Annotated in this window: 6 protein-coding genes and 2 pseudogenes; 1 reads left to right on the top strand and 7 read right to left on the bottom strand. The window is 60.5% G+C overall.

The features are described 5' to 3' along the window. Positions 1-368: 368 nt before the first annotated feature. Positions 369-4,826, bottom strand: coding sequence for a Ulp1 family isopeptidase (locus P6U25_RS08715; RefSeq protein ID WP_407151040.1), 4,458 nt, complete (start codon positions 4,824-4,826; stop codon positions 369-371). 840 nt (positions 4,827-5,666) lie between these two features. On the opposite strand from P6U25_RS08715, the gene P6U25_RS08710 reads away from it, so the two are divergent. After that, on the top strand, positions 5,667-7,856 hold the full coding sequence (locus P6U25_RS08710; protein ID WP_407151039.1) for a hypothetical protein: 2,190 nt from the start codon (positions 5,667-5,669) through the stop codon (positions 7,854-7,856). Between the two features lie 288 nt (positions 7,857-8,144). Here P6U25_RS08710 and istB read toward each other — a convergent pair. The 6 genes and pseudogenes from istB to P6U25_RS08680 all read right to left on the bottom strand — a co-directional run bounded on the left by istB (position 8,145) and on the right by P6U25_RS08680 (position 14,982). Next, positions 8,145-8,938: pseudogene (gene istB / locus P6U25_RS08705) on the bottom strand (IS21-like element helper ATPase IstB). Between the two features lie 59 nt (positions 8,939-8,997). Then, positions 8,998-10,258: pseudogene (gene istA / locus P6U25_RS08700) on the bottom strand (IS21 family transposase). Between the two features lie 638 nt (positions 10,259-10,896). After that, the gene (gene ald, locus P6U25_RS08695; RefSeq protein WP_280973467.1) at positions 10,897-12,009 is read right to left on the bottom strand and encodes an alanine dehydrogenase; all 1,113 of its coding nucleotides are present in this window, start codon (positions 12,007-12,009) and stop codon (positions 10,897-10,899) included. 602 nt (positions 12,010-12,611) lie between these two features. Next, positions 12,612-13,652 carry a hydrogenase expression/formation protein HypE gene (gene hypE / locus P6U25_RS08690; RefSeq protein WP_280973468.1) on the bottom strand — a complete coding sequence of 347 codons (1,041 nt, stop codon included), beginning with the start codon at positions 13,650-13,652 and terminating at the stop codon, positions 12,612-12,614. Continuing rightward, positions 13,649-14,797: a hydrogenase formation protein HypD gene (gene hypD, locus P6U25_RS08685; RefSeq protein WP_280973470.1), complete on the bottom strand. Its 1,149-nt coding sequence runs from the start codon at positions 14,795-14,797 to the stop codon at positions 13,649-13,651. Before hypD ends, hypE begins: the two co-directional genes overlap by 4 nt. Then, complete coding sequence (locus tag P6U25_RS08680; protein ID WP_348638232.1) at positions 14,794-14,982, bottom strand: HypC/HybG/HupF family hydrogenase formation chaperone; 189 nt, start codon at positions 14,980-14,982, stop codon at positions 14,794-14,796. The genes hypD and P6U25_RS08680 overlap by 4 nt, the downstream gene beginning before the upstream one ends. Positions 14,983-15,015 lie beyond the last annotated feature (33 nt).

Here is a 15,015-nt window from a genome sequence, read left to right as displayed (position 1 = left end):
TCCGCGTCTGCACGGTATCAGCAGATTGGCGGCGATGGCAGCGGGCAAACGCGTCCCGGATGGTGCGTAGCCAAGGCCCGCCGCCGATCGCGCGTCTCAGGGCTTGTCTGGGACTACCGCAATTCTCAAAGTCAGTACGATCCACTTGGCCGGATTGCTGCGTCACTTGGGACCGAGCGTGGAACTCCTGAGTCCCTGCTCACCTTGATGCGCGCATGTTTCTCGCTAGCTTTCCAACGATCCAAAGATCGCGCATCTCGCCCGCTGGACCGGCCTGATCTAACAGCGCTGCGAGACGTTGCCCTGATCCGCTCGCTCAGGCGAGGCCCACGGTCTAGTGTCCGGGAGAGCCGCTCCACCCAGTTCCATCAGCCCAAGCCAGGATGAGATCGAAGTCGGTCCTGGAGCGACTGCCGGTTGATGACGAGGTCGTCAAGGTGCATCGGCTCGTGCCCTGGCTGCTCTCCTTGGGCCAATCGTCGAACCAGCGCCCGCGTGCCGTCCACCAAAAAGAGGCCGCAATCATAGCTATTCCGCTGCTGGGCCATGCCGGGTGACGCCAGGCGGGCGCGCAGCCGTCGTGCGAGCTGCTCTGCCGCCTCGTCGTTGTGTCGCCGGACAGAGTCGTAGTGATAGGCAACCGGCTCTCCTCGCGTGCGGCGATCAAGGAGCAGCAGCGACCAATGGTTGCCGCGGCGATTGGGAGCCGTAGCATCGTTCACGGGCAGGAACACGAAGTCGGCGGTATCATTTCCATTCGGATCGTAGACGATGCGCCGGATTGCGCGGTGCATGTCGCTCGCGGTGCCGAATCGCAGTTGATAGTGGGCTATGAGGGGATCCACGAACTGCGTCCGAGCGGCGAGCTCCGGATGGTCCATCTGCAACTCCTGCGCCAGGAGCTCGTAATCCCTTTGAATATGCTCGTCGCCCAGCCATTCGGTGGCGCCGAGCTCTACTCCGCTTCGGCCGTGAGAGGAGGTTGTCGGATCCAAAGCTCCGATCTGAGCATCGGCGGATGTGCGCGGGAACGGCGCATGATGAGCGTCATCACGACGCAGCTCCTGCGGCGTAGGCGCATCCAGATCAATAAATGACTCAAGGCCGGCGTAGGTGTCTGAGCGAGCCCTGACGGGGTGCGCTGGCGCAAAGTGAGCATCGTCGTGCAAGTCGGACGCCGTCGGCGTATTCAGATCAACAAATGGCTCAAGGCCGCCGTAAGTGTCTGAGCGAGCTCTGGCAGAGGGCGCCGGCGCAAAGTGAGCATCGTCGCGCAACTCGGACGGCGTCGGCGCATTCAGATCAACAAATGACTCAAGACCGCCGTAAGTGTCTGAGCGAGCCACGGCAAGATGCACCGGCGCAAAGTGAGCATCGTCGCGCACTTCGGACGGCGTCGGCGCATTCAGATCAACAAATGGCTCAAGACCACCATAGGTGTCTGAACGAGCCCTGGCAAGATGCGCTGGCCCAAAGTGAGCATCGTCGCGCAGTTCGGACGGCGTCGGCGCATTCAGATCAACAAATGACTCAAGACCGCCATAGGTGTCTGAGCGAGGCCTGGCAGAGGGCGCTGACGCAAAGTGAGCATCGTCGCGCAGTTCGGACGGTGTCGGCGCATTCAGATCAACTAATGACTCAAGACCGCCATAGGTGTCTGAGCGAGGCCCGGCAGAGGGCGCTGGCGCAAAGTGAGTATCGTCGCGCAACTCGGACGGCGTCGGCGCATTCAGATCAATAAATGGATCAAGACCGCCGTAGGTCCGTGACGGGGCACTGGCAGTTGATGGTGATGCTGGTTCTTGCATCTGCTCCCCCAACCAAGCCCAAGCTCCCACGCTCGGGGTGGCTGGCGTCGGAGGAAGCTCCTGCGCCGAGCCGGACTGCCGAGCGCCCTGCGAGCTCGGCTGCTCGCGGACTTGCAGCCCCAGCTCTCGGTTCGCCTCGATGAGTTTTAAGTAGTTGCGAAGATACGACAAATCTGGGCCGTGAATTCTGGCTCCAGTCCGTTGGAACGCAAATACATCGTTGTCCAGCTTTAACTGCTCCTCACTAGAGCCGTTAAGTCTCCCAGTTATGGTTCCCCTGCCATTTTTTTTAAGCCATGCACTCAGCGCACGAAGACGTCTAGCCCGTTGCTGCGCAGCCTGCCTCAGCTTCGTAGTCGGGGTTCTAAGATCGTTCAAGCTTTGGCAGAGCGCGGCCTCGATGAGCGGGGCGTCTTCGGGATGAGGGATCAGTTGACGGGGCCGACCAAGGACACGGGGTTCGACGGCTTCGGCCTCTTCGCCCCCACGCAAGAGCCGCCGGAGAACATTCAAAGTCGATTTAATGCTGTTCCGAGAGTCTCGCCCCAGGCTCTTGTATACCGAAATCTCTTCGTCCAGTGATGAACCGCCTCGCAACCGGGAAGCTAAAGGTCCCTTATTAATCGCGTGGAGAAATCGAATGAACACCCCAAGTCCGGAAACGCTGTTACCGATCGCCCCTGGTGTGAGCTTGCGCCGCTCGGCGTCTAAACGAAACTTCGCCAAGAGCTCCGCGTCTTCGGCTGGCATTTGCTCGGCGATCGGCTGGTCCGGCGCCCGCAGGCTTTCGGACGCAAACGTGTTGGGCGTGCTCGGAACGATGGCATCATCATGCAAGTGGTACGACCTGGACGGAAGCTGAGCTGGGACAGGCAAGGAGGGCGGAGTTTCCGAGCTCGGCCACTTGCTCCAATCAAGTTCGAGTGGCATCTGCAGTGCCCCGGTTGAGGTAGACCTGGCGGGTTCCTGCGATCCGACTTGTTCCGACTCCCGGGGCCGCGCCAGCGGGACTAAGGCGGACCATGATGGGCCGCCTTCCAGCACTACCGGAAGCTTATTCTGAGCGTGCCCTTTCGAGAAGACCAATGGCCTCACGGCGTCACCCAATGGGTTGTGCTGCCAAGCCATGTCTCCGACATGCCTCGCGACTGGATGTGCCGGCGGGGCGTATTCGTGCGCACGCCATGGCATCCGAGCCTGCCTCTGCGATGGTGACGCCTCCAGTTGGTGGGATGGCGGCCGCATCACCTGCTGCTCAACAGCGGCGCCCTGCGGACCGCTTAGCGTCTTCTTTCTCTTCGCTGATCTCAAGTTCCCGACATCAGGCTCATCGCTCATGAGAACCTGCTCGCCAGGCACGACGGTGCTCGTGTGACGTTCATCCGTCGGCTCGTGATCATGGTGGCGCCCGTTCGAGGGAAGAAGGGATTCTGCAGGGTCCAATGCCAGGCCATGTCGCGGCGGCTGAAGACAGGACAATGCACCGGCTTGGTCGACCGTCCCAAAAAATAAATCCTGATCGTCCCCCTCAGACAGTGCCGCTGGCCAGCTGAACGCTGGCTGCGACCCGCCCTGCTTAGTCGCGGCCTCACTCCCCCCTGCCCGGTCAGTGATTGACGCGACTCCGCCTGCCGACTGGGAGGCCCGGAGACGATCTAGTGCGGTAAGAACGAGCCGCCTTCGACTTTTGTCGAATATCTCAGCGTCGCTGTCCAGCGACTTGTCGTGAAGACGAGCAGCTATTCCCGGCTTCTTGTTTGCAAAGAGCCACCGGCCGAACCTGCGAAGAGGACGAACATAATTCGCCGTAGCGGTGATCTTCTTGTACCCTGCCTCAACGAGTGCGCCTTGAAGGCCGGAAACCAAGAGCGCGTCTTCGGAATAAAGAGGAGCAACGTTGGGTTTTCTCGCTCCCTCACGGAGATGATCAAGTGCCGCGCCGATACTTCTGTGACCACCGGCGTCCTTGTAGCGCTTGATCTCTTCATTTAGTGATTCGTCTTCATTCCATGTCTCGTCGAGAAGCCGAGCAGCAATGCCCGGCAGGTTGTTTGCACGCAGGTGGTGGCTGAAATCCGTGAGAAGAGTTGCATAGGTTTGGGCGGTACTCGAAGTTCCGGCCGACGCTGCTCGTTGTTTGTACTCTTTGATGAGAGTCCTGTCCTCGGGATAGGGAGTCAGGTCAGGGCGTGCCGCGATCGGCGCGACTCCTCCCGTCGACTGAGAGGTCCGCAGATGAGCTAGTGCCCAACGGACGTTCACCGTGCCACGTCTTGCTATGAACTCCTCGACATCTTCGTCCATGGACTCGTCATGAAGCCGATCAGCAATGCTAGGCTTGTCGTTCGCAAATAGCCAGCGGCCCAAACCGAGCAGAAACCCGATGTTGCTCGTAGCGGTGCTCTCGGCAGCGCCACCCCTGAGGAGCGCCTCCTTAAGCCCGGAAATAAGGAACGCATCTTTGGCATAAAGCGGCTCCTCGCTGCGACCTACCATCACCCCATTGGACTGACCGGTCTGCAGCGCTGAGGCGCCCAGCATCGCCCCGTCCTCTTCGGCATGCAGTGCTGGGATGTCTTCGTGCCCACTGGCCACCATCATGGCCTGCGCGTCCAATGATGATGCACTAACCTCATGGGCCCAGGACTGCGTTCGCAGGCGACTCCGCAAATTGCCGATTTCATTCGGCTGCCGCTCAATGGCAGCGCCTCGCTTCGCTCTCGAATTGCCTGATTCATGCTCATCGTCGAGGATCTCCTGGTCCGACAGGAAGTTGTTCCTGCCTGACGCACCCATCAGCCGGTCCGCAGCGCTGTGGTGGTTGTGCTGCCAATTCACCTGATGAAAGCTCGCTTGTGCATCAGGTGGCTGACGGCGCTCGGTTGGCTCCAGAGATAACGAAGGGCGGGGTTCGTCCATGATCCCCCAAAGCTGGTCCTGATCGTGACCTTCTGCAAGGAGAACCTCTGGCCAGCCGACAGCTCCATGCGAAGCGCTGTGCTGGACTGTGCCATCCACGATACGGTCCAGCTCCATGAGCGGCGCAGCATTCAGCGTCGTTCCACTGCCTTCGCCGTGCGGAGCCGGCGTATATGGGCGCCCACTTGCCCGCGTGACGGGCCGCGCCTCAGATCGCGATGCATCCGCTTGATGGGCGCGGACCTGCGTGAGCACGCGAGTGGACGGGACAGCGACTTCGCTCAGCTGCCGCTGAAAGGCGGGTCCCTCTGCCGACGAGTCGGCCGGAGCGACATCTTGCGTGTCCACGCTATCCGTCTGTTGACGCCCCCGATTCATTGAGACGAAGTTCATCTGTACCCACTTTCGAAGATGAAGCGCCGGAAAGCGCTGATCGTATGCGCCTGGATTAGAGCGAGACGTCGCCGGCATTTGAGGGTTCAGCTCAGAGTGCGTTCCTGACGTCGGACCCAGCAAACCGTGATTACGGTCCCAACTTGCCGCACCAAGCACCCCGAGAATGGAGCGCTCCGATGTTTCTCATTTACGATCCACTTCCGCCGGCTGGACAGACTTACACTTCTCCCTAGGAGGGATAGCTGTCGAGAACCTGACGGGCAGAATGCTGCGCGGCAATCCTGATTGCAGCGCAGGACACGTGACCCGAACTTCCCGCTCTCGTACGTGAAGGACCTGTTTGAGAGGATTCCGCAGTACGTAGAGAGAGGCAAGACGGGGCTTGAAACGCAAACAACGCTCCGCGGCCATTGAGTGCCGCGCCGCAGACTTGTTTCTGCGATGTGGCGATGCATTGCTTCGCGAGCGACGGCCTCGTCAGCTTCTCGAAAGCTCATCCATAGTAAGGACCAGCTCTATTGATTATTTGGATGTGAGACTAGCGTGGACCCGTACAATTCTGATCCATTTGATGTACCGGCTTGGTCGCAGGTGCAGCACGCCGTCTCGGAGGAGCCACGGGCGGGCCAGGCCGGGCAAGAGGGCTTTGAGCAGCACTTGGCCGAGGCAAGCCAAGCCGATACCACTCCCATCGCCAGTGGGGGCTCCGACCGTGACCGCTATCCCCATCTGTCTACAGAAGACTGGAACCTTATCGATAGCGCGGTTAGGCAATATGCGGCTCAGAAAAACCCACAACCGAACACGGTTAGGCTTTATACTCAGGCGCTTCGGCGATTGGGAAATGATCTGCGCGCTCGCGGCCGAACAACTGATCTAGGGGACCACCAGTCCCTGGTCGATCACGTCAACACCTACTTTTCGAAAAACGAAGCCATGAAGGTAGGGGTGAGCGTCCTTCGTGCATATCATGGCCATCCCGCTCCCGTCGCGCGTCGGTACCCTGACCGCGACCATTATCCCCATCTGTCTACAGAAGACCGGGTCCTTATCGATAGGGCGATTGCTCGATATGCGGCTCAGAAGAACCCACAACCGAACACGGTTAGGCTTTATACTCAGGCACTTCGTCGATTAGGGAATGATCTGCGCGCTCGTGGCCAAATGATTGATCTAGGGGATCACCAGTCCCTGGTCGATCACGTCAACACTCACTTCTCGAAAGACGTAGGCATGAAGACAGGGTTAGGCATCCTTCGTGCGTATCATGATTCCGGCCATTTAGTTTCCCGCGAGCGGCCGCGCACGATCCCCCCAGCGGTAGACGCATCTAGCGGCCAGCAGTCCCCGCACGAGCCGATGGGTGCACCTTTCAGGACAAACCTCCTGCCAGGCGAGGAGGTCATCATCAGCCATGAGCATGATGCAGCTGAGTTGAGGCCAGCGAAGAGGCCGAGGACCTCAAACGATTCGCAAAGCGTTGCCATTGAGCGACAGGTAGGCGAGATCGCCAATTCAGATCGCGGTGCTGGAGCAATGACGGCGGCCTCGGCGCGGCAGCTGGCTCAACCAACGGGGATCGTTATAGGGGAACAGTGGGACAAGCGGCCTCTTTATTCCGAGGATCTTCCCGTCATCCTGAGGCTCGAGGAGGCCCTCATCAAGGCCGGAATGACCGCCCCCGCGGCGAAGAGCTGTGTAACCTCTCTTCTTGGCTTTAGCCGTTGGCTCTTCGCAAAAAACAAACCGAGCATTATTGCGCGGCTCGACAGTAAGTCGCTGAGCGATGGCGCTGACGTACAGGAGTTTAGCGGAAAGAGTAATAACGCGAGACTCCTTAAGGCATTGGAGCATCTTCGGACGTTTCGATCGACGGGCGGGGTGGCGCCCGTCGTACGCCCAGGCCGTTCTCGCGCCAAGCTCAATCTTCACGCCCTGAATGTGGCCGCTGAGAACGCGGTCCCGATGGAACCGAGGCGCGTCGACGACGCCGCCACCGCCGCGCACAGTGCATCGCGCGAAGCTGGCGGTCGGCCAGTGGAATCTCAGGAACCACGAGATGATCAGCCGGCCCCGTCGGCCATCACCCACGGGCACGTCGCGTTCGATCCAGAGCAGACTTCTCAGGGAGAGCATCGGCGAGTGCTGAACCATCTCGATGATCAACCCACGCCGTCAGCAGTCTCCGTCCGACCAGACGAGCTTCCGCGACTGGTAGCGGACTTGCATGACGAGCTTCACGGACAATGGGATAATCCCGCTGCCCAGCCGTTCCTCGTCGATCCAGAGGAGCTTGCTTTCAATCCAGAGCAGCTCCCTGCGGGAGAACTTCGGCGACTACTCGATAATGAATCCGCGCAAGCAGATGAGCTCCAGGATCCGCGGGATGATCAACCCGCACCGTCGGCTGTCATCCAGGGGCACGTCGCGTTCAATCCGGAGCAGATTTCGCAAGGGGAGCTTCAGCGAGTGCTGGATCATCTGGATGATCACTCCATTCCGTCGTCAGTGTCCGTCCCATCAGATGAGCTTCTACGACTGGAAAAGGACTTGTATGACGAGCTTCACGGACGACGCGACAATCCCCCTGCCCAGCCGTTCTTCGTCGATCCCGAAGAGCTTACTTTCAATCCAGAGCAGTTCCCTCAAGGAGAGCTTCTGCGATTGCTTGACGATGAACCTGCGCAGTTGGAAGTGGATCGTCTACCTCGCCAGTCGCCAATCGACGAATGAGTCCAACGAACCATTCGCAGTGGATGCTCCGCGGATTTGCCGGCGCAAAGCATCAGTCAGTCGAGCCCGCCATCGCAGTATCAAGACTTTGCTGGGCTCCGGACGGCCCGATCACCGGGGCGCCTTCAGCGCATGGACAATGGCATCAATGCTTGCCGCGGCGGAACCGCCACCGACCCGAATCGTGATGCCGTCGACCTCAATCTCGAGACCTGTCAACGGGCAGCGAACTTTCCGTAAGAATGGGCTTCCAAATTTCCCTAGGTGACGGTGATTGTGGTTCGGGGATCAGCCGCTATCGGGATCGTTATTGGTCCTTCCGGGTGGGCGGCCGCGGCGCTTGGGCTGCGGCGGGTTTGTGAGCGGGCGCGAGCGGACGTTTTCCGGTACGAGGGCAGCGTGCTGGCGAAGCCGATAGCTCGATCCCTCGATTTGGATAACAACTGCGTGGTGAAGCAGGCGATCAAGCAATGCTGTGGCGACGACGGCATCACCAAAGACCTCGCCCCATTCGGCGAAGCCGCGGTTCGAAGTGAGGATCATCGCGCCTTTTTCATAGCGGGCGTTGACCAACTGGAAGAACAGATTGCCGCCGCCGGGCACGACCGGGAGGTAACCGATCTCGTCGACGACAAGGAGGAGGCGCGGGCGAGGAACCGCAGGCGCTCGCGCAAAGTGCCTTCGCGTTCGGCTTTTGCGAGGGTGGTGACGATGTCGGCGAGCGTGGCGAACGCGACGCTCTTTCCCGCCTTGACGGCCTCGACCGCGAGCGCCGTCGCGAGATGGCTCTTGCCGGTGCCGGGTGGCCCAAGCAGATGGACCACCTCGGCGCGGTCGATGAACTTCAATTCGGCAAGCGCCAGGATGCGATTGCGATCGAGCGAGGGCTGGAATGCGAAGTCGAAGCCGGCGAGCGTTTTGACGGTGGTCAGGCGAGACATTCTCAGCGCGGTGCTGACACGGCGATTGTCGCGCAACGTCAGCTCCTCGACAAGCAGCTGATCGAGCGCCTCAATCCAGGTGACCTCACCCTGTTCGACTCGCCGCAGCGTAGTGTCCAATATTTCCAGCGCACGTGGCATCCTGAGTGCGACCAGGCTTTTCTTGACGCTGTCGATCGCTGCCGGTTGCGTGTGGATGGTCATGGCCGGCCTCCCGAGTGGGCGAGCCGTTTGCCGACAGCTTGGTAAAACTCCAACGACCGTCGTGGGATGTGATCGCCGGCCCGACCGACGAGGGCTTCGGACACGCCAGGTCGCGACCTGGATCGGTTGACGGCCTGGCGATGCTCGGGGGCGACGCGAGTTCGCCGGCGGCCTTCCAGAACGGGATGGACGGCGACGATTTCGCCTTGGTCGAGAATGCGGATTACATCAGGCAATTGCTGCACTTCGACAATGCGCCGCGTACGGTCTGGTACGCTGTAATAGTTGCCGCCGATCGACACGAGCCCGTCGTGGCTGACACGGCGCTCGAGTTTGAGCAGCGCGTCGAACGGCCCTGCCGGCAACGCCTGCAGCTCGGGTCTTTCGGCGGCAAACGCCTCAGCGACGACTTTCTGCGTGGTGCCATGCACGCGTACGTTCGCAACCGTCGCGAGCCAGTCATCGAGCTGGGTGTTGAGATCGTCGAGATTGCGGAAGCTGCGCGCGAGGAAGAAGTCCTGCCGGATGTAGCTGAACGGACGCTCGACCTTGCCCTTGGTCTTGGCGCGGTACGGCCGGCAGACCCTCGGATGGAAGCCGTAATGTTGTGCGAGCGCCAGGAGCGACCGGTTATAGACGATGTGACCATCGCCGTCCTCGCCCGTCACGCGTCTTCATGCGGTCGTAAAGGATCTCGATCGGGACACCGCCGATGACCGCAAAAGCCTGTATGTGGCAGCGCAGCAGCGTCTGCAGGTCCTGATGCATGACGAAGCGGGCGAAGATGAACCGCGAATGGCCGAGCACCATCGAGAACAGCCAAATGATCCGTGTCACACCGGGCTCGTCGGTGAAGATGGTCACGAAGCGAGCAAAGTCCACTTGCGCCTGCTTCCCGGCAGGCGTCTCAAATCGCACCTCAAAGGGTTTAGGTGCGTTGTCGGGACGGATCGCAGCCGCGAAGCGTTTCACGGCCGTGTAGGCGCCGGTGTAGCCACGCTCGCGAAGCTCGCGCGTTAACCGGATGGCACTCAAGTCGGGGAATGCGGCGATGCGCTCGCGCAGATAGTCCAGATAGGGTGCGAGTTTGTTCGGCCGGCCAGCCTGGCGAGGGCCATAGGCGGGTGGCTCGAGACCACGCGCGATGTATTTGCGGATCGTTTTCGGGTCGCGCCCCGTGCGCCGGGCAATCGCGCTAATCGACAAGCCCTGACGGTGAAGGTCCAAAATCACGATGAGATCTCCAAGCTGGATCATCCGTTCCGCCCCCCGAATCACTTCGGGACAGGATCGGATGCGGAAAGCCTGAAGGGGCCGCAGCGCTCCGGTATGTGGGGCCTACGCGCCGCGGCCCCTTCAGGCTGGGATGCCACCTAGGGAATTTTCGATGCCCATATTTGGGGAGTATTCACCGCCCAGTGACAAGACCCGAAATCCGGCTTGACCGTGCACTGCTGCGCCTTGCGATCTTGGCCTACGGCTGGCGCCGGCTCGTCTAGCACGGTCGGCAAAAGCCGCGGCCCGTCAATCTGCGCTGTCCGCCGTTGGCAGGCCCCGCGTCGCCAGGTGAACGCTTGTTGCGGTTCAACCCGTGTCGCCAGGCAACGTCGCAAACGTCGCGCGCCCAGTACCGGCATCTCCTCGACCGGCAGGGTCTGGTCATCCCTCGAGAACCATGGCCTCGTCCTGTCTCCGCGACCACATCCAAGCGGCCCGTCGCCACGTCCGACTTGAGGACATGGTCAAACATGGCCACGAGCCGATTCCTTCAAGAAACTGCGAACCCCGCCAATCTCTCGCGCCACAAGGTGCGACCAAGACGACGGCTAAAAAAAGGCCACTCCAAAGGAGTGGCCCAAGTCAGGGAGGAAACGCCCGCCATGGGGCCTCTGGGATCAGGCAGCAGCCTGTTCGATCGGTGAGAATGGCAAGCCGAGACTTTCGGCTACAGCCTTGTAGGTAAGCCGACCCCGATAAACATTGAGGCCTGCGCGAAGATGCGGATTTTCGAGCACGGCTGCGAAACCGTTGTTGGCGAGGGCCAACCCAAATGGCAGCGTCGCGTTATTCAGCGCCTGGCTCGAGGTCAGTGGAACGGCTCCAGGCATATTGGCCACACAATAGTGAATGACGCCATTGACCTCGTAAGTTGGATCGGCGTGGGTGGTTGGGTGTGACGTCTCAAAGCAGCCGCCCTGATCGATAGCGACATCGACGATCACCGCGCCTTTGCGCATCGAACCCAACATGCTGCGGCTGACCAGTTTCGGCGCGCTGGCCCCGGGAATGAGCACCGCGCCGACGACCACATCCGCCGCCAATACCTCTTCTTCGACGCTGTCGATCGTCGAGAACCTCGTCCGAACGCGTCCCCCGAAGAGCTCATCCAGCTCGCGCAGCCGGGGGATTGAACGGTCAATAATGGTGACTTCGGCACCTAAACCAACCGCCATGCGAGCCGCATGGGTCCCAACAACGCCACCCCCAATCACCACGATCCGGGCCGGCGGAACGCCCGGCACACCACCAATCAACAGCCCGCGTCCGCCTGCATATCGCCTCAGGGCGCTGCCAGCCGCTTCAATCGCGAGGCGGCCGGCGACTTCGCTCATCGGCGCGAGCAACGGCAAGCCGCCATGCGTATCAGTCACGGTCTCATAAGCGATAGCGGTGCACCCAGACTTTAGAAGACCATTGGCCTGCTCTGGATCTGGCGCCAGATGCAGGTACGTGAAGAGGATCTGGTTCTCTCGCAGTTGCGTCCACTCGGACGGCTGAGGTTCCTTGACCTTTACGATCATCTCGCTCGACGCGAATACCTCACGCGCGGAATCCAAAATCGTGGCGCCAGCCTTGCGATAATTGTCATCTGTAGCACCAATACCAGCACCGGCATCGCGCTCGACCGCCACACTGTGGCCGGCGGCCACATATTCGCGGACAGCGCCGGGGGTCAATCCCACACGATATTCGTGGGCCTTGATTTCCTTGGGGACCCCGATCTTCATTTGCAATCTCCTCGCTTGGACGGCTTTTCTAATCGGAACAGCACCGCGATATTGTGAGGCAGCCGCGCAAATGGCGCAGGATTTCAGCGATTTTTGTCCAGATGCGCAGGATTCAACGAATGGACGCCGACCAAATCGAATCTGATAGCTTTTGCGAAGCTTCGGACCAGCGCGGTCGCGCGCCTTTTCGCACAGAAGCGGCGCTTCGTTTCGATGATTCCGAAGGTGCGTCCTCGCGCACTGGCAAGTGCCAATGAACGGGTCGCATCCCATAACCGCCCCCGATGCCGCATCAAATTGGGTCTCAGCAGAAGCTGAACGTCTTGAGCAGGCGACAGCGATCTTAGAGCGTGCCAGCACGTCACCTCCTGGACATGGAGACGGTTTGATACTCCAAAGCCAGGCGAGGGCCAGACGGGTTGAGCGCTTTGCATCTCGCTGCGTGATGAGGAGCCGGCGGGGCTCGTTCTCGACGGTGCGACATGGGTGGACCACGACTATGGACTTGCGCGGGACGCCGAAAACATTCGCTGGGAGCACGTGTCCGGGGAACGGTTGCTGACGAGCGGCTGCCCTTGCCACCAAATGCGTACGACGACTGCTCAGCATATGCGAGGCAATTGTTCGCCGGAGAGCCAATCGATGATTCGTCCGCCGCCAAAGCTGGTCGACAGCTGCACGAACCGATGATCGTCAGCTATGGCCTCGCCAATATCAGCTGCATCGCAACCAAGCGGATGCGCCTTCATCGCGGCAAGCACGGAACGGGCGACGTCGGGCGCCACGATGGCAACGAGTTTGCCTTCGTTGGCGACATGGAGCGGATCAAGTCCAAGGAGCTCGCACGCGGCCGCAACCGCTGGCTTCAGCGGAATGGCCTCCTCTTGCAGACGGAATCCAAGCCTCGATTGATGAGCAATTTCGTTGAGCGCTGCGGCCAGGCCACCGCGCGTCGGATCGCGCATGACCCGGATACCATTGCCGCCGGCAGCAACCATGACGGCCACGAGGCCATGCAATGCCACGGAATCCGAGACGATCTCAGTCTGAAAAGCGAGGTTCTGGCGTCTCGACATGATCGCCACACCATGCTCGCCGAGACAGCCCGAGACCAGCACACGGTCGCCCACCCTTGCCTTTTCGGCGGAGAGATCAAGTCCATCGGAGAGACGACCGAGCCCGGTCGTGGTGATGAACAGGCCATCCGCTTTGCCGCGTTCGACGACTTTGGTGTCGCCCGTGATGATGGAAACGCCGGCGCCGCGCGCCGCCTCACCCATCGAATCTGCAATCATCTTTAGGTCAGAGAGGCGGAACCCCTCCTCGATGATGAAACTTGCCGACAGATAGAGCGGACGCGCGCCGGCCATCGCGACGTCATTGATGGTGCCGTGCACCGCAAGAGAGCCGATATTGCCCCCCGGAAAGAACAGTGGTGAAACCACATAGCCGTCGGTCGTCATGACCATCCGGCCGGTGCTGACATCAAAGGCCGACTGATCGTTGCAGCGGTCGAGCCATTCATTGCCGAAGGCCTCGTGAAACAGGCTAGAGATCAGCTGCCCCATGGCGCGTCCTCCCGAGCCATGGGAAAGGTCGACGCATCCATTCTTGATATCAAGCTTGCGGTGATAGGTGTTCATTCTCGTGATACGCGCTTTGGTTGATAGTCGCGAAGACGACCGTATGTCCAATATGCCGCGCAGGCGCCTTCGGACGAAACCATGCACGCCCCGATCGGGGTTTCGGGCGTGCAGGCGGTTCCGAATAGCTTGCAGTCAACCGGCCTCTTCATGCCGCGCAGAATAGCGCAGCACTCGCATACCGGATTGTCGGCGACGTGCAGTTCGTGCATCGAGAACCGCACTTCGGCATCGAATTGGGCGTAAGCCTGCTTCAGCTTCAGCCCACTATTGGGTACGAGCCCGAGGCCGCGCCATTCGAACGGGTCTCGAAGTTCGAAAATATCGAGCACTTCTTCCTTGGCCCGCCGGTTGCCTTCGCGCTTCACCGCGCGGCTGTATTGGTTCTCGACCTCATGACGGCCTTGGTTCACCTGCCGGACCAGCATCAGGATCGCCTGCATCACGTCGAGCGGTTCAAATCCCGCGATCACGATTGGCTTGCCGAACTCTTCCGCCAGGGATTCGTAGGGCTCCGTACCGATGATGGTGCTGACATGTGCGGGCCCGACGAAGCCGTGAATTTCGACCCGACCGATATCGTGGGCGTTGCGGTTCTTCAGAATGCTGTGCATCGCCGAAGGCGTAAGCACGTGATTGCAGAACACGCTGAGATTCTTCAATCGCTTCTTCCTGGCAAGCCGAACCATCACCGCCGTCGCCGGTGTCGTGGTCTCAAATCCGATGGCAAAGAAGACCACCTCGCGTTTCGGCATCTGTTCGGCAATCCGGATTGCATCAAGGGTCGAGTAGACCATCCGAATGTCAGCGCCGAGCGCCTTGGCCCGTAACAAGGACTGTCCTTGCGAGCCAGGGGCACGCATCAGGTCTCCGTAAACACACACAGTGACCTCTGTCCGGTCCGCAAGCCTAATCGCCATGTCGATCCGGCTGGCGGGGAGAACACAGACGGGACACCCCGGTCCGTGGATCAACCGGATATTTGCCGGCAGCAGATCCTCGAGGCCATAGCGGGAGATCGCATGCGTATGTCCGCCGCAGAACTCCATGAAGCGGTAGGCCCGTCGTAAATCGGCTTCGGCGCCAATCGCACCGGCGAGCCCCTGCGCGATCGTCTTATTGCGAAATTCAACGACATATTTCATGGCCGCAATTCCCGGCCCTCAGAACCCACGTCCTGCAGCAGCTCCAGCGTGCGCTTGGCTTCGGCCGCGTCTATTCTGGCCAGGGCGTAACCGACATGGACGAGGACGTAGTCTCCAACACCCGGATCGGCGATGAGTGCGGTTGATATTTCCATGCTGACACCATCGACGGAGACGATGGCCATGTCGTCTGGAAGAATTTGCGCGATCTCCGCAGG

The organism is Bradyrhizobium sp. ORS 86 (genome assembly GCF_045571475.1).
Taxonomy (GTDB): Bacteria; Pseudomonadota; Alphaproteobacteria; order Rhizobiales; family Xanthobacteraceae; genus Bradyrhizobium.
Note: the sequence above shows the minus strand (reverse complement) of the source record. Positions and strands in the feature narration are given on the sequence as shown.